The 18,977-nt window shown below is 36.9% G+C and carries 18 protein-coding genes and 1 pseudogene; 11 read left to right on the top strand and 8 right to left on the bottom strand.

The features are described from left to right. Positions 1-112: 112 nt before the first annotated feature. Entirely contained in the window at positions 113-1,030 is a 918-nt protein-coding gene (locus LEP1GSC203_RS07370) for a hydrogen peroxide-inducible genes activator (protein ID WP_002973518.1), read from the bottom strand. A gap of 92 nt (positions 1,031-1,122) precedes the next feature. Between LEP1GSC203_RS07370 and LEP1GSC203_RS07365 the strand changes: the two genes are divergently transcribed. The 11 genes and pseudogenes from LEP1GSC203_RS07365 to LEP1GSC203_RS07315 all read left to right on the top strand — a co-directional run bounded on the left by LEP1GSC203_RS07365 (position 1,123) and on the right by LEP1GSC203_RS07315 (position 11,623). Continuing rightward, positions 1,123-3,048: a PP2C family protein-serine/threonine phosphatase gene (locus LEP1GSC203_RS07365; protein WP_002973243.1), complete on the top strand. Its 1,926-nt coding sequence runs from the start codon at positions 1,123-1,125 to the stop codon at positions 3,046-3,048. 9 nt (positions 3,049-3,057) lie between these two features. After that, the gene (locus LEP1GSC203_RS07360; RefSeq protein WP_002973292.1) at positions 3,058-3,795 is read left to right on the top strand and encodes a LytR/AlgR family response regulator transcription factor; all 738 of its coding nucleotides are present in this window, start codon (positions 3,058-3,060) and stop codon (positions 3,793-3,795) included. A gap of 127 nt (positions 3,796-3,922) precedes the next feature. Beyond that, positions 3,923-4,294: an LIC20211 family lipoprotein gene (locus LEP1GSC203_RS07355; protein WP_002973418.1), complete on the top strand. Its 372-nt coding sequence runs from the start codon at positions 3,923-3,925 to the stop codon at positions 4,292-4,294. Positions 4,295-4,352: 58 nt separating this feature from the next. Next, positions 4,353-4,700 (top strand): hypothetical protein, encoded by a 348-nt coding sequence (locus LEP1GSC203_RS07350; RefSeq protein ID WP_084764927.1) that lies wholly within the window; start codon positions 4,353-4,355, stop codon positions 4,698-4,700. Then, entirely contained in the window at positions 4,697-5,038 is a 342-nt protein-coding gene (locus LEP1GSC203_RS07345; protein WP_002973350.1) for a hypothetical protein, read from the top strand. Before LEP1GSC203_RS07350 ends, LEP1GSC203_RS07345 begins: the two co-directional genes overlap by 4 nt. Continuing rightward, entirely contained in the window at positions 5,010-7,526 is a 2,517-nt protein-coding gene (locus tag LEP1GSC203_RS07340) for a TonB-dependent receptor plug domain-containing protein (protein WP_002973381.1), read from the top strand. The genes LEP1GSC203_RS07345 and LEP1GSC203_RS07340 overlap by 29 nt, the downstream gene beginning before the upstream one ends. Continuing rightward, the gene (locus LEP1GSC203_RS07335) at positions 7,526-8,026 is read left to right on the top strand and encodes a hypothetical protein (protein WP_002973251.1); all 501 of its coding nucleotides are present in this window, start codon (positions 7,526-7,528) and stop codon (positions 8,024-8,026) included. Before LEP1GSC203_RS07340 ends, LEP1GSC203_RS07335 begins: the two co-directional genes overlap by 1 nt. Before the next feature lies 1 nt (position 8,027). Next, on the top strand, positions 8,028-8,642 hold the full coding sequence (locus tag LEP1GSC203_RS07330) for a MotA/TolQ/ExbB proton channel family protein (protein ID WP_002973478.1): 615 nt from the start codon (positions 8,028-8,030) through the stop codon (positions 8,640-8,642). A 2-nt stretch (positions 8,643-8,644) separates the two neighbouring features. Further along, positions 8,645-9,046, top strand: a complete 402-nt coding sequence (locus tag LEP1GSC203_RS07325; RefSeq protein ID WP_002973390.1) for an ExbD/TolR family protein — start codon at positions 8,645-8,647, stop codon at positions 9,044-9,046. Positions 9,047-9,225: 179 nt separating this feature from the next. Continuing rightward, positions 9,226-9,696: pseudogene (locus LEP1GSC203_RS07320) on the top strand (energy transducer TonB); the annotation flags it as partial. Positions 9,697-9,706: 10 nt separating this feature from the next. After that, entirely contained in the window at positions 9,707-11,623 is a 1,917-nt protein-coding gene (locus LEP1GSC203_RS07315; RefSeq protein ID WP_002973503.1) for a sensor histidine kinase, read from the top strand. Here the strand turns inward: LEP1GSC203_RS07315 and LEP1GSC203_RS07310 are convergent. The 7 genes from LEP1GSC203_RS07310 to LEP1GSC203_RS07280 form a co-directional block, all read right to left on the bottom strand. Continuing rightward, positions 11,601-12,167 (bottom strand): SCO family protein, encoded by a 567-nt coding sequence (locus LEP1GSC203_RS07310; RefSeq protein WP_039937575.1) that lies wholly within the window; start codon positions 12,165-12,167, stop codon positions 11,601-11,603. The two genes, LEP1GSC203_RS07315 and LEP1GSC203_RS07310, sit on opposite strands and share 23 nt — an antisense overlap. After that, complete coding sequence (locus tag LEP1GSC203_RS07305) at positions 12,149-13,216, bottom strand: multicopper oxidase domain-containing protein (RefSeq protein WP_039937475.1); 1,068 nt, start codon at positions 13,214-13,216, stop codon at positions 12,149-12,151. Before LEP1GSC203_RS07305 ends, LEP1GSC203_RS07310 begins: the two co-directional genes overlap by 19 nt. A 19-nt stretch (positions 13,217-13,235) precedes the next feature. Continuing rightward, positions 13,236-13,547, bottom strand: coding sequence for a PLDc N-terminal domain-containing protein (locus LEP1GSC203_RS07300; RefSeq protein ID WP_002973352.1), 312 nt, complete (start codon positions 13,545-13,547; stop codon positions 13,236-13,238). Between the two features lie 15 nt (positions 13,548-13,562). Next, on the bottom strand, positions 13,563-15,536 hold the full coding sequence (locus tag LEP1GSC203_RS07295; RefSeq protein WP_002973317.1) for a right-handed parallel beta-helix repeat-containing protein: 1,974 nt from the start codon (positions 15,534-15,536) through the stop codon (positions 13,563-13,565). Between the two features lie 77 nt (positions 15,537-15,613). Next, positions 15,614-16,240, bottom strand: a complete 627-nt coding sequence (locus tag LEP1GSC203_RS07290) for a TetR/AcrR family transcriptional regulator (protein ID WP_002973548.1) — start codon at positions 16,238-16,240, stop codon at positions 15,614-15,616. Between the two features lie 105 nt (positions 16,241-16,345). Continuing rightward, a complete protein-coding gene (locus tag LEP1GSC203_RS07285) occupies positions 16,346-17,290 on the bottom strand; it encodes a TPM domain-containing protein (protein WP_002973524.1) in 945 nt (314 codons plus the stop codon). Between the two features lie 48 nt (positions 17,291-17,338). Further along, the gene (locus LEP1GSC203_RS07280) at positions 17,339-18,949 is read right to left on the bottom strand and encodes a SulP family inorganic anion transporter (RefSeq protein ID WP_002973546.1); all 1,611 of its coding nucleotides are present in this window, start codon (positions 18,947-18,949) and stop codon (positions 17,339-17,341) included. Between the last annotated feature and the right edge of the window lie 28 nt (positions 18,950-18,977).

Genomic DNA, 18,977 nt, shown 5'->3' with positions numbered 1-18,977 from the left:
AATATCCTCCTTTGATGTTAAGAAGAATATACTCGCAAATTGATCATTTGTAAAATAAATACTATAAATTTACAGATTTACAAAAACTATTAAGGGAAATGAATCGATCTTTTTAATCTTGGTTTAAAGACACCCCAATGATTTTAAATTTTTCTTTGGAATGGTATTCTTTGGGAATCACACTAAGAATCAAACTTGTGAGTTTTTTTAAAATTTTGGTTTTGTAGAATCCTTTTTTGTAAACCAAACTTATTTCCCTGGCGGGCTCGGGAGAATCAAAAGGAACAATCCGCTCCGAAGATTTCTCTATAGATAATTTGGGCAAAAGAGTGATTCCAATTCCCATATCCACCATTCGTTTGAGAGTTTCCACACTTCCACTTTCAATTTTCGCAAGTGAATTCCGATTGCAGATTTTTAAGGACTGGTGACGAAAACAATGCTCTTCTCCAAGCACAAGGAGTGGATATTTTTCAATATGTTTCATAGAGACTGAAGAAGTTTTTTCTTTGGCATTTTTGGGATAGTAAACAACAAAGGGCTCATAGTAAAGCGGGTGTTCGACGATGTTTGAAATTTTGAGTGGAGTTGCGAGAATCCCTAAATCAATTTCCTCAGATTCTAATTTTTCGAGAATGGTTAAGGTAGGTAATTCCGAAATCCGAAAGTTCACTTTTGAAAACTCCGTTTGTAAACTTTGATAGATAGAAGGAATTAAATAATTACTAACTGTAGGAATGATCCCAATCGAAATATTTCCAGCAGGTTCATCTTTCCATTGGCCAGCAATTTCAAAGAGTTTATCTGCTTCCTTTAAGGTATTTTTTGCCTGATCAACCACCGCTTTGCCTAATTTTGTGGTAATGACAGGATTTTTTTTTCTATCGAACAATTCGAAACCAAGCTCTTGTTCTACCTTTTGAATTTGCAAACTCAAAGTGGGTTGAGCAATTAAGCAATGTTCGGCGGCTTTTGCAAAACTTTTAAACTGATCCAAAGCGACGATATATCGAAGTTGAGTGATTGTCATTTAGATTCTCTCCAAAAAAATAACTAAACTATATAAGAGATTGAAAATCAACTTGCATTCTCTCTGTACAGGACTATCTTTAGCCGATAGTGATGAGATCCCTCTCATTTATTTTCCCCTTTTTACTTACTGCGGTATTTTCGCTTTCCTCGGAACCATTGAAAGTAAGTTCTCAAAACCTTACGACTTTGTCGGAAGGTTGGACTTTTACGTCCCAAGGGGAAACAAAACCAATCCAAGTAGGAAAAGGTCTCTCTTTACAAGGAATGAACCCACCGGTTCACGGCTCTTACAAAACCCATTTCTTTTACGAACCAGACAACAAACCACTTGGTATCTATTTAGACAGAGTCCAAGAAGTCGATAAACTTTTTGTGAATGGGGTTTTGTTAGGGGAAACTGGTAGCATTTCCGCAGATGGATTGTATTCTCCCAACTGGTATTACAAACGACTATATTTTATACCCAGCTCTGTTCTCAAAGTAAACGAAGTTAATGAACTAGAAATTGAAATCCATTTCCGTAATAAAACATTTCAAGGTGGTCTGTTTCGAAAAATTCCGGTGATGGGAAATTACGAACAATTACAAGAGTTTATCATTCGCGAGGATGGGAGAGATTTTTGTTTTATTATGTTGTTCTTTGGGATTGGTGCTTACCAAATTTTTTCTATTGTTCTAAAAAGACAGGCAAAAGCAAATTTCTATCTCTTTTTATCCACGTTAATTTTTGTTATGTGGAGATTACCTCTATTAAACATTAGTTATACATATACTAATTTTTCCTTTTTCTTTTGGTTAAAGGTATTTTTTACTTCGCAAACTTTATTACCCGTTACTATTTTTTTATTTAGTTATTCTTTATTCCAAACCAAATTCCACCTGAAAGAAAGATTACTCGTTTTTTTTCTTCTCTGTATTGCATTTGCGCAAACTTGGGAAATAGAAATACCAACTAGGATCTTACTACTCCGAATTTGGGAATTTTCGTTGTTGTTAGTTGTTTTCTTTATTGTTCGAGGTGTCATTCGAGCAGCTAAAGCCAAAAAAGCGGAAGCTTACTTTTTGACAGTTGGTTTTATTTCAATTTGTATCGGTGCTACCATTGACATCATCATCGATGTAACTTCAGGAAAGAATATCTATTTAACCCAATATGGTTTTTTAATTCTCATGATACTTTCTGGAGTTGCTATCTCGTATCGACATGCTAAAAACGAAAAAGAACTTTCCATATTAACTAAGGATCTGGAAATTCGAGTTCGAGAAAGAACCATAGAACTTAGGGAAAAAAACCAAGACTTAGAACAAGACTTATTCTTTGCATCCCAACTTCAAAGTTATCTTCTACCAAAAGAACACCCCAATACAATTGGAATTCGAATTCATACCACCTACCTTCCCATGAAACAAGTGGGGGGTGATTTGTATGACTGGGTAGAGTTAGATGACCACCGCCTGCTTTTGTTAATCGCTGATGTAGCCGGACACGGTGTTCCGGCAGCCTTTGTATCTTCGATGGTAAAGGTTCAGTTCAGAGAATCTACAAAAAATATCAACTCGCCCAAAGATGTATTAGAACACATGAACCAAGCTTTGACTTCCCTTGTGAGTAGATATTTTATTACGGCTTGTTGTGCTCTCATTGATACTAAAGAAAGGAATATTGTATTTTCCTCTGCTGGCCATCCTAACCCATACATTTACAATCGAATTCGAGGCAAATTCGAATTTATGAATGTAAAAGGTCCTATCATTGGTTGGAAAGACTCATTTACTTATGGTGAATGGACCCACAAAATACAACCGGGGGACCGTTACTTTTTTTTCACAGATGGTGTAACAGAAGCACGTGCAGAAAATAAATTGTTTGGTGAAAGCAAAATACTTGATCTACTTGAAAAAGGAAAAAACAAGGATATAAAAACATTATCTCAAGAAATCATCGTTCAAATTTCAAAATTTTCAGAAGAAGAACTAAAAAACGATGTAACATTTTTCTTTATTGATGTAACATAAAGTATAAACATGGAATCCTCCTCTTATTCAGTTCTAATCATCGAAGATGAATATCCCGCAAGGATGCTCATGATGGATTACATTATGAACTGCTCCGAGTTAAAACTGTCAGGGATAGCAGAAAGTGGTGATAAAGCACTAAACTTACTCCAAGAAAAACAATTTGATTTAGTTTTCATGGACATTAATCTTCCCGCTGTCAATGGAATGGATATTTTAAGAAAGGAACATAACAAATCCACTTTTTTTATTATCACAACTGCTTATAGCGAACATGCAGTCGAAGCATTTGATTTGGATGCGACTGATTATTTACTAAAACCATTTTCGTTTGATCGATTTCGAAAGTCCGTGGATAAAGCTTTACGATTTCTACAAGAATCAAAACAAATCAAAAGTTCTTCTCAAGAAAAGTTAACCAATCTGAAAATCCAATCAGATTCCGCAGTGTTTTTATTACCTCTCCAAGACATCCAATTCATTTCTGCTAATAACAAAAGTTGTGTGATTCATACTTCCCAGAAAGATTACGAAACTTCAAAATTACTCAAAGAAATTGAAGAAAAATTACCTTCTGAACAGTTCATTCGAATTCATAAAGGTTTTTTGGTTAATTTAGATTACGTGACAAGTCTCCGTTATGATAAAGGTGGGTCTTATACCATCCAACTAAAAAATGAGGACGAAACCACCCTTCCGGTTGGTAGGTCTTTTGCTCAAAACTTAAAAGAAGCACTCAAACTGTAACAGATTCGGATTTCACTCCAGAATATGTAGCGTTCATTCCAAGTTAAGTAGTTAATCTTCGTTAGCCCAATTAATCCGTTGACCAAAGCCATAAAAATAGTATTTGGACACAAGACGGAGTCTTTTTATGAAACATTTTATTGCAACAGTAAGCATTTTCTTTTTAACTTTAGGTTTATTTAATTGTGCATCTTCATCCGTTGGAATTGCTACTAGCAATAAACCGATCCCAAACACACCTTACGAAACAGTAAAAACTGTAGAGAAAACCTTTACATGGTATGCATTAGATTTTATCATATTTGGCATACCTTTTACCGAACCTCCTATTACTGATTTATACGAAAAAGTAATGGAAGAGGATGCTGGTGATGCACTAGTTAACATTCGTTATTGGAATGATAAATCTATATTTGGACCTTTAACACGTTACCGATTTACAATCAAAGGTGATTTGGTTCGATTTCCATCTCAACCAACAACTAAAAACAAAAGATAAATAACGAATGAAAACCTCGATTCTCAAAATCTTTATCAGTTTTATGTCGGCCCTAATCATGGCGATGGGTTGTATCGGTTCCCATGTTCCAAAGGAAATCCATTTATTTGATTCAGCTACAGTTGTACGTTCTACCGAATATAAAATTCTTGGTAAAGGGAAAGGACAAGACTCCGCATTCTATTTACTCGGAATGTTTCCGGTTACTAAAGCACCAAATGTTGAACTAGCGATGAGCCAAATTTTAGAAAAATATCCTACTGGAAAAACTTTAATCAACATCAAAATCCAAAGAGAAGACAAGGCTTACTTTCCTTTGGGATTAGTTACGGTAGTGAATGTAACAGCTGATGTGGTAGGGCAACCAGAAGAAGCGGAAAGCCCTGGGACAAAAGGTACCAAATGAAATTCTGGACTGGAATCTTTATACTATCCATTGGGTTAACTATTCATTGTGGACCTGGTGTGGATCGTGTGGATACAAACGATGCACAAAGTCAAGTTTACGCTGCTGCAAAATTTGCTTCAGAAAAATGCGGGAATCCCATTCCAAATCCACCATTAGTGATCATAAATAAACCAATCCAAAGGAATTTGGATTTTTGTACAATTGCGATTACGCGTACGGAATGTCCGTTTCTCGGTTATCCCTTACCCTGTACTCTAATTTACCTCGAAAAAGAAACGGGAGACCTCCCTTGGTATTTAAACTTCAATGAACTCAGTAAAATTCAAATTAAATAACCCTTTCTTAATTGGGATTTTCTTTCTTTGTATTGGATCCCCACTGTTCGCGGTGAGTATTCGTGCAAAACTGATCAATCCTAAAAAGGAAATTGCAGAACAGAACTTATCTGTTTTAATTTTTGAAACGAAAAAATTTGCGCAAACTGATGCTGAAGGGAATGTAACACTTGAATTTCCATCGGCTGGTGATTACACCTTGCGATTGTTACGTGACACCGGAATCCAAGAATTAAAGATTTCCGTAGGCTCTGAAGATGAATCAAGAACCATCTATACAGAAAAAAAGGCAAGTGCACCCAAAACAGGGATCGTTGTGGAAGGGGAACGTGAAAAGACAGTATCTTCCCGAACGAAGGTGCGTTATGAAGAAATCAAAAGGATGCCAGGTACTTTTGGAGAAGCCCTCCGTGCATTGGAAACTCTTCCTGGAGTCATTCCTAACTTAGGTCTTGGTGGTGGTGCTAACGGGATTATTGTACGTGGTGCCAATCCTAATGCCAACACCTATCTTTATGATGATCTCCCCATTTTGTATCCATTCCACTTAGATGGATTAACATCGGTGATTCATAACGATTTAATCAAATCAATTGACTTATATTCAGGCGCTTATCCAGCAAACTTTAATAATGCGACAGGTGGTATCATTGAAATTGAAACTGTTGACTCTGTTCAAAAAACCAAAGGTGCATTTCAAGTCTCCTTATGGAATACAACGGCCTATGCGGCAACTCCCACTTCAGGTGGTAAAGGTTATCTGGCAATTGCTGGTAAACTTGGATATTTGGATAAAACGTTAGGGGCAACTGGTCTACTGCCAGAAGGGATTCGTCTTCCGCGTTATAACGACTCTCAAATTAAGTATGTTCATAACTTTACGCCAGAGCACCAAATCTCTTTTTATAATCTATCGGCTCAAGACAACTTTGCTATCGATGTTCCTAACAAACCAGCCAATGATCCTACTGCTTCCGCTTTTGCACTTTTAAGTGGTGCTAAAGCAAGTTTTGGGCAAAGTTTTCGAACTACGGCACTTCGTTATACTTGGATTCCAGGTGACAAGTTTCAAAACCGTATTACATTGATTAACTTTGACCCAATTGGTGAATACAATGTTGGATTTGGAACTATCCAAGGAAAACAATACCAGAGAGGAAGTTATGTTGGTGTTCGTCAGGATGCTTATTGGACGGCAACTAGATTTCTAAAAGTTGATTTTGGAACAGAAGTTAGAAGATTTTCATTTAGAGATTATGGAACCGAAGTGGCTCTTCGAGATCCAACAAATCCGTCACCTAACCCATACAATTCGGCAAACCCTGATTTTGTGGGAAGACCGATTAGCATTCAAGGAAATTCTCCTTACTACAATGCTTATACAACGTTACATTTTAAATTTGGTAATTTTTTGTTCGAACCAGGTGCACGTTATGACTATGTTCAAGTCACGGGCAATGGAGCCTTAACACCAAGAGCTACTGCTTCCTATACCTTTCCAGAAATTGGGAAAGGAATGACTGTTTATGGAAGTGGTGGGGACGTCTCCAGATTTCCATTAACCACAAACTTTAACGCAGAAACAGGAAACCCTGATTTACGGTTCGAAAAAGCTAGGAAAGTCAGTGCAGGTATCGATCAAAAAATTGATCAGGTTTGGCAGGTAAAAGTGGAAATGTTCAAAAACCAGTTCACAGATACCATTATTGATGATCCTTACGTGTCCAGTCCTGTGGGTTTAAACCCAGACAAGGGTCAATGGTTAACACAACCGATCGTCGCCAATCGTCCGTTAAACTATTCAAACAGGGCTACGGGTTGGTCGCATGGATACGAACTTTTGATTCGTAAAAACGCCCGCCCAGGCACAAGAGATTGGTTTGGCTGGATTTCCTATACTTGGTCGCAGTCTTTTCAGAACACTAACTTATACCAAGTTTACGAAGGTGATACATCACAAGTTGGCGGGATCGAAAGAAAAATTCTTGCAGCATATTTTCCAAACTCAAAAGAACAATTAGCTCCATGGGATAGAACTCATGTTGCAAACTTTATTTATGGTTGGAGAATGAGTGAAAGTTTCCAAATTGGCGGTCGATGGAGTTATTTAACATCAGTTCCATCACGCCCAGTGGTTGGAGATGATGGAGGTAGATTTTCAAATCCTCTTAATGGTCTTACCTATTGGAACCCACAATATTCCAATAATCCAAATTCACCACAATATGGGTATGTAAAACGTGGAACTGATTTTCATAGATTCGATATTCGTTTCGATATTTTTGAAAACTATTCTTGGGGTTATATGAACTGGTATTTAGAAATCGTAAACGTTTACATGAGAAAAAATAAAAACGGTTATGATTTTGATAATTCAAGGCCATTCTCAGCAACAAACCCTAAAGAAAATGATACCTTCGGTACTTTAGAACTTCCGGGTGGAACAGTTATTCCTTTTTTCAACGTTGGTATGGAGGTACATTTCTAATGAATTACAAAATCTTTTTTCTTGGAATTGTGCTACTCTTCTCTTGTGCTGAATCTAAAAAATTTGAAGATTCATATAAAGAAACGGTATTGTTACAATACCTTTTAACTCCGAATGCACCACAAGAAACCTGTGAATCAATCATCACAAACAAAGATTTATGTTTCAAAGCTTATGCTGATTCACTTGGAGCTCCTTTTACTGCGACTACTTCTAGTGCAAAAACTCTAACTTGCCAAGGAATGATCAATACTGCTTATAAAAATATGTCGGGTATTGCTCAAACCTGTGCCTTCAATTGTCAAGTAACCGATTGGAAATCAAAAACAAATTCTGGACTTTGTACACAATCAACGATTCCTGCTTTGATAGAATCTAGTCTAACATCTAGTTCAGCAATTTCTTGTTTGAGATCTTGTTTCGCATCGACGAACAATCAAATCAGTACAGACCAGATTCCATTATATTTATTATTTAATATCATTCAAAACGGAGAATAGTATGCAAGAGTATGTAGAAATAGGTGAAGAGTTAGTCTTTATTGCAATGGCAGTAGCGAGTGTGATCGCATTAGCCGTATTTGCCGAAAGATTAATTTATTATAAAAAATCCATTGGTAAAAAAAACGACGATTACTTAAATGAAGTTAGAACTTCCTTACAAGAAGAACCAGAAATTCATTGGAAAACTGATGCGGGCGAAGAATCCATCTACACAAGATTCGTACAGTTTGCACTCAAACAATTAAAATTAGGAAGAAAAGGATTGGACGAAAGTTTAGACGGCCAAATTCTATCTGAAAAATTGGAGCTGGAAAAACGTTTACCAATTCTAAATACTTTGGGTAACAATGCTCCGTTTATTGGATTACTTGGAACAGTGCTTGGTGTGATTAAAGCATTTTATGGTTTGGGTACATTGGGAAGTTCAGGTGCGGAAGTTGTGATGCGGTCCATTTCAACAGCGCTTCTAGCAACGGCTGCGGGTCTTGCAGTTGCGATACCAGTGGTAATGGCGAACAATTATTTTTCTAGAAAGTCCAAAGTCATTTTGCAGAATATGGAAATTCTGAAAAAAGAACTACTCTCTTATCAAATGAATAAGACAAAGGTATAATTATGGCTGGAGCATCAGGTTCTCAAGACGAAGAAATTGGAAGTATAAACATCACCCCCATGGTGGATGTGATTTTAGTACTTCTAGTCATTTTTATGGTAACGGCAAACTTTCTAAAAAAAGAAAGTTTAAATATCAATTTACCAAAAGTACAAGCTGCAGATCCGAACGTTGCCGAATCGGTGCAAGTAGCTTTAACAAAAACAGGTGCTATTCTCTTAGAGGGAAAAGATACGGATATTTCAGGTTTAGTGAGAAATCTCGAAAGGGAAGCAAAAATTAGACCTAACATGCGCTTGACTCTTTCTGCTGATGAAAGCCTTCCTTATGGGAAAATTACGGAGCTGATGGGAATCATCCGAAAAGCGGGTGTGACTAAAATTGCCCTCAGTGTAAAAAAATGAATCGCCTTGCGGAACTATTGGAATCATTCAAACATTCTATCAAACAAAATAGAGAACGTTTATTTCATGTTTGTTTGATCGGTAGTTTGTTTGTCCATACCGCAACTTACGCTGGTTATAAAATTAGCCAATTACGGGGTGATGAAGTAGTAGAAGAATCTAACTTCGAAGATGTCGATGTCAGTTTTGAAGAAATTCCTCCCGAACTCATTGGTGGAACCTCCTCTCCGGCTCCTATAGAAAAACAGGAATGGGTGGAAGGAAGCAATAAAGACAAAGCCGATGAACCTGACAATTCAGACATCAATCCAAACCAACTTTCAGGCAACGGAACAGACAAAGACGGATATCTTTTTTCGTTTAACGGAGACAAGATGCCGACGGCCATCATTGACTTTGACTTAAAGGAATACTTTCCTCCTCAAGCAAAAGCTGCAAACATTGTTGAAAAACAAGTAGTACTTCTTGTTCAGGTGAATGAAGATGGGAGTCTACAATCAGCAAAAATTGTTTCCGGCAGGGCTGGATATGGATTTGAAGAGGCTGCGATGAAACTCATAAAACGTGTTCGTTTCAGTCCGGGTTATGTGCAAGGTCAGCCAAAAAAAATGGCCCATAGATTACCGATACTTTTTTCCCTAGAAGACTAACGTAAGTTTTATGGAAAACTATTGGAGCAGATTTTTAGAAAAACCCACTCTATCAATCTGCCTCCTTGCTCTAGTTGTAACTGTCTCAATCACATCGTATTTTTATTCTGTATTAAAACCAACTGACAGTTCTTTATCAGAATACTATTTAACAGAAAATACAGAATACTTTGTTGGTGACATACCAGCAGATGATAATGGTGAAATTGATTTTCAAAAAATGCATAAGGTATATTGGGAATCAGTTTCTGGTTGGATCAATGATACAGAACTCCAACGAATCACAGATTCTGAATTTATTTGGTTACGTTGCAAAGCTTTTCCCAACCCCAAAGAAAATGAAGAGTTGTATATTCTGTTAGAACATTCGGGATTAAATATTGAAATATTTACCGAATATGGTGACTCCGTATTTAAGTATGGGGAGTTTCTTGAGCAAGAAAAACTACCTAATATATTCCAATCAAAATTTGATTGGGTAAAAATCCCAAATGATGATTCTAAATATTATTTCCTACGACTGTATCATAAAAAAGGAATTCTCTTTATCATTACGATTATCGAAAACCTAGTTGGCAAACAAACTGCGTTGTACCGCGAGATAGCTTTAAAAAACCTAACAACCATTTTCTTTCATTCGTTCTTCTTAATGATTGGAATTATCTGTGCCCTAGTATATTTCATAGAACTTAAGAAAAAATACAATATACTCTTGGATTTTGCTGCCTTTTCGCTATGTTTTGGATTACTCGGACTTACTTCAAATGTACTCATTCGATATCTTTTCACCAATTCAGAAACTTTATTCATACTCACAACTATATCGTCAAACTTTGTTTTTGTACCCATGTTATCTGGAGTTCGTCGTCTCTTTGGTGGCGGAAGTTATCGAGTCCTCGATATATTGATTTATATTAACGTATTAATTTGTTCATTAACAACTATATTGGTTTTTTCACTTCCATTCTTCGATGTTTCGCATTCTTTACTGATCAGCAGCAGAAGTTTTTTTATTTTATTCAATCTCATCAATATACTCGGACCAATTTATATTACCTATGAAGCTTGGAAAAAAGGAAACCCTGAAGCCTTTGGACATTTTATTGGATTTAGCATTACCTTATTTCTTGTGATTCTAGAAATTTATTTGGCTATCAAAACCAATGATAACTCAAATTCAAAAGTAGTTCTTTGGGGTGTGTTGTTCGGTGTTATCTCTCAAGGATTTGCCTTAGAACGTACGATATTTGCGAACAGACAAAAAGCACAGTTGTACAAAGAAGATTTATTAAAAGCAGAAAAATCTCTAAAAGAAAGTCAACTCAAAACTCTACAAACTAAAATGAGTCCACATTATTTATTTAATTCTTTAAATACGATCCATGCTCTTCATAAAATTAAACCAGAGTTAATTGGGGATGCAATTTTGAGTCTTGCCAATAATTATAGATTCATTTCCGATAGAACTGATAGAGATTGGATTCCTTTCGAAGAAGAGTGGAATTTTTTAGAGGATTACCTTCATTTACAAAAGTTAAGATTTTATGATACAATCCAAATTGATTTTAAAAAATCAGGTGACTTTTCTTCGGTAGTACTGCCTCCACTTCTCTTACAACCCATCATCGAAAATTCATTTAAACATGGTTTCCGCGGATCAGCAGACGAACAGTTCCAATTGTTCATTCATGCAAAAATGGTACGTGATTCTGTGTTTAGTTTTGTTGTCTATGACAATGGGATTGGTATTCCCGAAGAATTACTTGCCGATAAAGGAAAATTATTAGAACGATCTTTAGGTAATATTAAAGAACGTTTGAAAAACCTATATTCAGAGTTTAGTTTCGAAGTAACTAGAAATTATCCTGAAGGTGCAAGAACAGAAATCGAAATTATACTTACCTCTAGAGTTCCGCAAGTTCTCTGAGTTTTGTCGCCAATCCATTGGCGGATACTCCACCAGGAAAGTTTGCGAGTGTGTTTAAATTTTCATCTAACACATAAATAAAATTGGAATGATCAATTCTATAATTTTTACCTTCACCCACCTTTTCTCTCACAATTCCAAATAGATCGGTAAGTTTGATTAGAGACTCTGCATTGGGGGAAAGTGCTGTTAAATTCTTTCCTGGAAAATTATTTATGTAATTTTTTAATGTCGTAGGAGAATCCCTTTCCGGATCAAGTGTAACAAAGATAAATCGGAAACGATTCGATTTTTCCCCCAGGATTAAGGAAGCTCTTCCGAAATTAGTTAAGGCGAGCGGACACATATCAGGACAATGAGAAAATCCAAAGTATAAAACAGATTTTTTTTCAGACCAAAACTTTGGTTCGAGTAAACTTCCATCTGGTTTCACAAAAGACAGATGTTTCCATTCCTCTTTAATTGTATCTTCTTTCGATTTACAAAAAGTAAATAAACTAATAATCAAAAAAACACAAACCAAAGTTATACGGCTACGATCCAACCCATTCCCCCATTTTCAGCCATATGAGTTTGGTGCGGATGAAACATATACCGACCTTTTTTCTTAAGAACAAATTCAATCACAACTCGCTCCGTTTGACCAATACTCACAACATCAGAATGTCCATCGGGAATAATACTTCCCAAACTTCTTATGATATCAAATGTCTGCGCATGTAAGTGAAAAGTAATGATTGGTTCTCGTTCCATCATATTCTGTATGTAAAATCGAACCCTTTCCCCTACGGGAACTTTCATAGGATAACGGTCATAAATCCCAGCAATTCCATTCCAAGTATAATAATCATTTTTACCTTTTCCTTTTGTATCCCATCCTGAAAAGGTTAGAACAAATTCATGAGCAGGTTTTCGTTTGATCGGAGGATCCACAAGCAATGCACCATACAACCCTTTGGCGGTATGCACCATTAGTGGCGGAACATGACAGTGGTAAGGATGAAGTCCGATAGGACCTGCTTCAATCTGATAGGTTCTTTCACCAAATGCAGGAATAGGTTCCCATCCATCTTCTAAAGGATCATGAGTTCCATGAAAGTGCAAAGAATGTGGATCAGGGCTAGAATTTTTGACATGGATTCGAAGTTTGTCTCCCAAATTCGCACGAAGCACTGGCCCAGGAACCAATCCATCAAAGGTCCATGCTGGATAATTTACGTTATGTGCGATATTCATACTCAAAGGAAAAAGATTTAAATTAAAATCTTTTATCTTTTGTGTCGAATTCTTGTAGTTAGGTGGGTAGTAAAATCGTTGGGTATATTCCTCTTTGATAAAAAAAGGTGGGTGGGCCATACTACCATAGGTATTTGTCCCCCGTAAACTTCCACCAGCTCCAATGGAGTTTTGGTAGTTATCAGTTACGGTGGGAGTGGTTACCACACCAAAGTTGGTAGCAACTGAACTTGTAGGATCAGAAGGTCCACAAATCTCCTCAGAGTTCCGCGAATTGAATTTGATAGACCCAAAAAGTGATCCAACAAATCCCATAACACCAAATCCTAGTGTTGTTATAAAACTCTTCCGATCCATAATGATACTCTCTTATTTCTTAGATGTGCGAAACTAAACTGAGTATCCAAACAAGAACTAAAACTCCAAGACCGCCACCAACAGCAATTTGTTTGAATTTTTTTTCGTATTCGGTATCAGCCACTAGCAGATAAGCCGCAGGTCCAACCACAGGAATTACCAAAATCACAAGAGACCAAATGATTTGTTTTGTTGTATCCATACCCTTTTGTTTGGATAAACCAAACAAAGCTAAAGGAGCCCAAACCATTGTTAAAACAAAAGGTAGGTAATACGCGTAAGATCCGATGAAATAAGTCCAAAAACCTGGGTTTGCAAAAGTTGTTTCCATAAATAAACTCCTATATTAAGTTACAGACGGTTCCGTTACCGCCGTCATCGCATAACCGGCATAAGCCAGAATTGTAAAGAAAAGTAAAATGCCACCGATCACTACTGTGTTCCGAACGACCTTAGAAATTTTTGATTCTTTGGAATACAAATAAATCAAAGATCCAATAAAAGGCACAAGAAGTATTAGCCAAAAGTAATAATCCAATTTAGAACCTTTTCCAGAGAATCGATCCAAAATGGCAAGTCCAGTCCAAGCAGCAAAAATAGCAAACGGCAACAAGTATCCCATAATATGGAAATACCAAGTTTTCAATGTGCCAGGAAAGTGAACTTTCCAACCAGAAGTGTACATTTTGTTCGTTGCAGAATCAAATTCAGCCTGGCTTAGTTTTGGAAGTTCTGCTTTATCAATCAGTCCTTTGTTTGCTTCAAATACATCGTGTGCTGGAACAATGTGATCCAAACTTTCTTTAGGCATATTCATTTGGGAAGGTGGGATTGGTTGGTTTTTATAAGAACCGAGTACAAACTCCCTAAGATTTGCCTGAACAAATAATGCTAACAATCCGATACTAGAAGACATATCTCCTGTATGCGGATAACGAATTCCTGTACATGATTGTAAGGTTTCCAGCAGTGGTGGACTCGATACTCCATAGGAGTTTCCTTCAAAACAGTTTCCCACATTCACAGGTCCACTGAGAGCAATATCTCCTCGGCCAGAATGGTATACCTTATTGTTTCTTACGACGTTGTTGTTGGAAATCCAAATGTTTTCGTCGATATTCATGGTAACCAATATTCCATAGTTGTTGTGATTAAAAACTAAATTGTCTTCCACAACATTCTCTAAAGCACCGAGTAAAGCGATTCCGTTTCCGATAGAAGGATATTCTAACTTTTTGGAAGGAGCGTTGGTATTGTTATTATCATAAACAATATTTTTCTTTACCACAATTTGTTTTTGCGGCGGAAGTAATTCCCTATCCAATGTATTTGGACCAATACCTAATTGGTTTTTTCTCCAAATAGAAGACAAAAGATATAAATTCCCACTGGAGTTGGTTCCAGAATATCCAAGGGCGTTATTCTCAGAGATCACATCATTAATAATCGCATTACATGGGTTACACTGCCCTATATAAAATCCAGAGTCGGGAGATCCAGAAGCAAAGGAATGTTCCATGAGACCATCAACAGAATCAAATGCATAAATTCCATAATCACCATTATTATAAGCGGTTAAGTATGATCCGCGGTAACCTTTCACCCCAGTCCAATACACACCATTCAGTGTAGCATTTCTTGTTGTTAGGTTTTCAACGGCAACTCCATCGGCTCCGACAACCATGATTCCGTTTCCTCGCAAAAACTCACCATCAATGATGGTTTCATTGCGATCTTCTCCGCGAATTACAATCGAAGGTGTAGTGACAGTAACTTCTTCTTTATAAATTCCTTTGGCAACTAGGACTAAGTCACCTGGAGACGCTGCATCCACTGCATTCTGAATGGTTTTGTATTGTGAAGGAACTTTACGAGTGACCCCTGACCATTTTTTGGAAATCTTCGATTTAGCAATGTTAGTCTGTGGATTGAAAGTTGCATTTCCAATCACAGCAACGCCAGTCATTCCAATTTTGCCATCAGGCGAGGCATGAAAAGAACAGAAATAAGGAAAGACACCTTCTTCCGGAAAGAACACATCTGTATGTGCACCGCGAAACATTGCCAAATTACCAAATGTTTTCTCCGTAGACCAATCTTTGGTAATAGAGATTGCATTGTGAGGGTTGTTTCCTTCGTTCACAAATCGAATTTTTCCGCCCTTGAAGGTTCGTATGACAGGCGGGTGGAAGGCATTGTCCATCATCGTAACATGGACAAAGGCCGAATTGGCAGGATCTTCTGAACTGCAATGATTCATACCAAGTGTTATGAATACCGCAATGAAGATTCCGAGTAAAATCTTTTTGGTCTTTTTCATAGGTCTTTCCCAGAATATGAGGATTCCCTCACATTTTGAGAATTCTACATCTGTGTTAAAACTTTGTCAATGTTAAATCAAAAGAAGGAGGAAAAATATACGAACAAAAGATTCCTAAGTTCCGCGATCACTGCCTTTTTTTCGGCCGCTTTTCCCTTTCTTTGCGCAATTTTGAATACAGCATCCACTGTTTCTACAATCATCAGTGAACTATAGTAAGCACGTTTTTTGTCTACTTTGGGAAACAAATATAAAATCACTTTCTTAGCTAATGATTTTGCAAATCGTTCATTACTTTCGATATCCAGTTGCAACAAAGCTTGGTTAGTATAAAGTATAGAATTGATCAAACGATATCCTTTGACTTCATTTAATGCCCGGTCAAACGCATGGAGAGTGAATTCAATGAAATCTGGTGAAAACTTTTTTTTCTTTTTTAATTCTTCATCTAAAAGTTTAAAAAAATGATCATGAAGTACAAAATAACATGATTCTGCATGAGAATAAATAATGGATTCCTTGTTAGGAAAAAACTGATAGATAGAACCAACTGAAATCCCACTCCTCTCGGCTATCAAATCCGTAGTTAAATCATCATATCCAACTTCCCCGAGTAACTCAATCGCAGTATCCACAATTTTTTGATACCTTTCGATAGAACGTTTCTGTTGAGGAATTTTTCTTGGATTTAATTTAATATTCATTCCGATTGAAATCCCAGAATCACAATGGTAATCTTACGTAACATCACAATTTGCTAAACTTAAATTTGATTGGATATGTTTCTAATACTTAAATTTTTTAAGATTTTACCAACTTCCGGAACTACCCCCTCCTCCAAAACTGCCACCTCCCCCACTAAATCCACTAGACCTGGAACTACCACCGCCACTACTTGACCAACCACTTCCGCTACTAGACCTTCCGTATGATCCACCAAAGATTCCTTTCTTCATCCTTTTCCTACCATGCGGAGTCAATAGATGATAAAGTTTATACAAGCCAACGCCAATCGCATAAGTTAAAAACACTGATGCCCCAATATTGGCACCATGAATTGCAGTAGGAAATATACTCCAAAAGGGAAATAAAAAGAAATAGATAAACCAACCAACATAAGGTGCGTTAGCTGCAACATAAGTAAAAATTCCTAAAATAACCAAAACAAAAACGGAGATAAATATTTTTACCTGATAAGGGATTTCTTCTTGTCCCGCCGAAATTTCACCCAAAAATGAAAGAGGTCCTAGGTGAGAATAATCTTCAGGTGCAGGAGCCGTATAAGAACCTTCTATTGCACCCAAAATTGCATTCACACCATTTTGAATTCCAGATTCGTAATCCCCCTTTTTAAAATATGGTTTTATCTCATTTTCAATGATATGATGGCATAAAACATCCGTTAAACTACCTTCGAGTCCATATCCGACTTCAATTCTGATTTTGCGGTCATTTAGGGCGATTAACAATAGAACTCCATTGTCATTTTTCTTTTGCCCAAGTCTCCATTCTTCTACAACTTTGATAGAATACTCTTCTAATACTTCTCCTTCCAAAGTAGGAACTATGAGAACAGCAAGTTGATTGCTAGTTTTACTTTCATGGTCTTTGAGTTGTCTTTCGATTGCTGATACAAACCCTGTATCCAAAGTCCAAGTTTCATCAACCACTCTACCTTTTAATGTAGGGACATCTTTTGCTTGGATCAGAATGGGAAAAAAAAGAAGTAGGGAAAAAACCAATACCCGTTGCATACAAGGATATTGGTTTTTAAAAGTTATGTTACAAGAATTTTTTATAGACTACTTGTGGATTCGAGTGGCTCCATAATAAGTTGAGATTGGTTTTAAATCTTCAAACCCGATCAAATTCACTTGCCCACCTCGTTCTTCATAATCCCTTTTGAAACTTTGTAAAAACTCAATGGCAGAAAAACCGATCATTTTCACATTTTTATCAAACTTAAGATCTACTCGTTCCCCAGGAACAATCTTTCTAAGCAATAGTTTCAAAGAAATCATGTTAGAAAATAACAATGCTTGTTTCACATCCAAAACATGGATCTTGTTTTCGGATTTAACTGTAATGTCAGCAACAAAGATATACCGAAGTGGAACTCCGAAATAGATTTGAATCAAAATTGCCGTCACGATTCCACAAAAAACCCCAACTAACAAATCTTCCACGATAGTAATTACAACTGTCACAGTAAAAATGACGATTTGATCCCAACCCTTGTCGTAAGTTTCTTTAAAAACATGAGGGGAAGCCAAACGAATCCCGACCATAATCAAAATCCCAGCAAGGGAAGCCAGAGGGATTCTATGAATCAGACCTGGTAAAAGTAAAATGAAAAAAAGTAAAAAGAGTCCATGGAAAAAATTGGACCATCTTGTTTTTGCACCATTTTCCATATTGGCAGAAGACCGAACTACCTCAGCAATGATAGGCAATCCTCCAATCCAACCCAAAAAAAAGTTACCTGCCCCTTTTGCGACCAATTCACGGTCCATATTCGATTTACGTCGATAAGGGTCTGTATTATCAACTGCCGTTGCAGTTAACAAAGATTCTATACTTGCGATGAGTGCGATGGTAACAACCATCACCCAAAAGATTCCATCCTTCCATCTTGAAAAATCAGGAAAGGTTATCCCATCATAAATATGATCGGGAAGATTTACTAACTTTTCAGGACCAATTTTATAAGTTTGGTTAAGCAATGTATAAGAATGTTCATCTGCTAAATCAAAAATAACTCCTAAGAAAATTCCAACTAACACAGCAACAAGTGGTGCTGGCAATTTTTTCACTAAAGGATTTTTGATTTTTGCCAAAATGGCTATGATCACAATGGCGGAGATCCCGATGATGGCCACTTCAGGATTTATAAAGGAAAAACTAAAAGGAATTTCTAAAAGTAATCCCCCGATCGTTTTTGCTTTGGGAGTAATTCCGAGAGCCACATAAAACTGCTTAGAAATAATAATAATCCCAATAGCTGCCATCATCCCATGTACAACAGAGATGGGAAAATAAACTGTTAAATTACCTGCTTTTACCAAACCTAATACAACTTGAATGGCTCCTGCTATCACAATAGCCGCAAGTGTCAGTTCAAATCCTAGTTTTGCATCCCCACCACCCAATACCATAATCGAGTTTAAAACAACTGCAATCAGACCAGCCGCAGGACCATTAATTGTTAGGTGAGATCCACTTAACAAAGAAGCTATGATACCTCCGACAATACCGGAAAAAATTCCAGCCATCGGCGGTGCTCCTGAAGCGAGTGAAATGCCCAAACATAGTGGCAAAGCAATCAAAAACACAATAAAACCGGAAACAATATCCGATCTCCAATTTTCTTTCAATCCGGGTAACCAATCTTTTGGTTTCTCTTTATTGTTCATAGGGAACATCCTCTCAATCTAACTATCT

Origin of the sequence: Leptospira terpstrae serovar Hualin str. LT 11-33 = ATCC 700639 (assembly GCF_000332495.1) — a bacterium.
Lineage (GTDB): Bacteria > Spirochaetota > Leptospiria > Leptospirales > Leptospiraceae > Leptospira_A > Leptospira_A terpstrae.
Note: the sequence above shows the minus strand (reverse complement) of the source record. Positions and strands in the feature narration are given on the sequence as shown.

What these genes read in the sequence shown, in the direction of transcription:
- LEP1GSC203_RS07370 (WP_002973518.1), bottom strand. Translation starts at nt 1,030, where the DNA reads ATGACAATCACTCAACTTCGATATATCGTCGCTTTGGATCAGTTTAAA.
- LEP1GSC203_RS07365 (WP_002973243.1), top strand. Translation starts at nt 1,123, where the DNA reads ATGAGATCCCTCTCATTTATTTTCCCCTTTTTACTTACTGCGGTATTT.
- LEP1GSC203_RS07360 (WP_002973292.1), top strand. Translation starts at nt 3,058, where the DNA reads ATGGAATCCTCCTCTTATTCAGTTCTAATCATCGAAGATGAATATCCC.
- LEP1GSC203_RS07355 (WP_002973418.1), top strand. Translation starts at nt 3,923, where the DNA reads ATGAAACATTTTATTGCAACAGTAAGCATTTTCTTTTTAACTTTAGGT.
- LEP1GSC203_RS07350 (WP_084764927.1), top strand. Translation starts at nt 4,353, where the DNA reads ATGGCGATGGGTTGTATCGGTTCCCATGTTCCAAAGGAAATCCATTTA.
- LEP1GSC203_RS07345 (WP_002973350.1), top strand. Translation starts at nt 4,697, where the DNA reads ATGAAATTCTGGACTGGAATCTTTATACTATCCATTGGGTTAACTATT.
- LEP1GSC203_RS07340 (WP_002973381.1), top strand. Translation starts at nt 5,010, where the DNA reads ATGAACTCAGTAAAATTCAAATTAAATAACCCTTTCTTAATTGGGATT.
- LEP1GSC203_RS07335 (WP_002973251.1), top strand. Translation starts at nt 7,526, where the DNA reads ATGAATTACAAAATCTTTTTTCTTGGAATTGTGCTACTCTTCTCTTGT.
- LEP1GSC203_RS07330 (WP_002973478.1), top strand. Translation starts at nt 8,028, where the DNA reads ATGCAAGAGTATGTAGAAATAGGTGAAGAGTTAGTCTTTATTGCAATG.
- LEP1GSC203_RS07325 (WP_002973390.1), top strand. Translation starts at nt 8,645, where the DNA reads ATGGCTGGAGCATCAGGTTCTCAAGACGAAGAAATTGGAAGTATAAAC.
- LEP1GSC203_RS07315 (WP_002973503.1), top strand. Translation starts at nt 9,707, where the DNA reads ATGGAAAACTATTGGAGCAGATTTTTAGAAAAACCCACTCTATCAATC.
- LEP1GSC203_RS07305 (WP_039937475.1), bottom strand. Translation starts at nt 13,216, where the DNA reads ATGGATCGGAAGAGTTTTATAACAACACTAGGATTTGGTGTTATGGGA.
- LEP1GSC203_RS07300 (WP_002973352.1), bottom strand. Translation starts at nt 13,547, where the DNA reads ATGGAAACAACTTTTGCAAACCCAGGTTTTTGGACTTATTTCATCGGA.
- LEP1GSC203_RS07295 (WP_002973317.1), bottom strand. Translation starts at nt 15,536, where the DNA reads ATGAAAAAGACCAAAAAGATTTTACTCGGAATCTTCATTGCGGTATTC.
- LEP1GSC203_RS07290 (WP_002973548.1), bottom strand. Translation starts at nt 16,240, where the DNA reads ATGAATATTAAATTAAATCCAAGAAAAATTCCTCAACAGAAACGTTCT.
- LEP1GSC203_RS07285 (WP_002973524.1), bottom strand. Translation starts at nt 17,290, where the DNA reads ATGCAACGGGTATTGGTTTTTTCCCTACTTCTTTTTTTTCCCATTCTG.
- LEP1GSC203_RS07280 (WP_002973546.1), bottom strand. Translation starts at nt 18,949, where the DNA reads ATGAACAATAAAGAGAAACCAAAAGATTGGTTACCCGGATTGAAAGAA.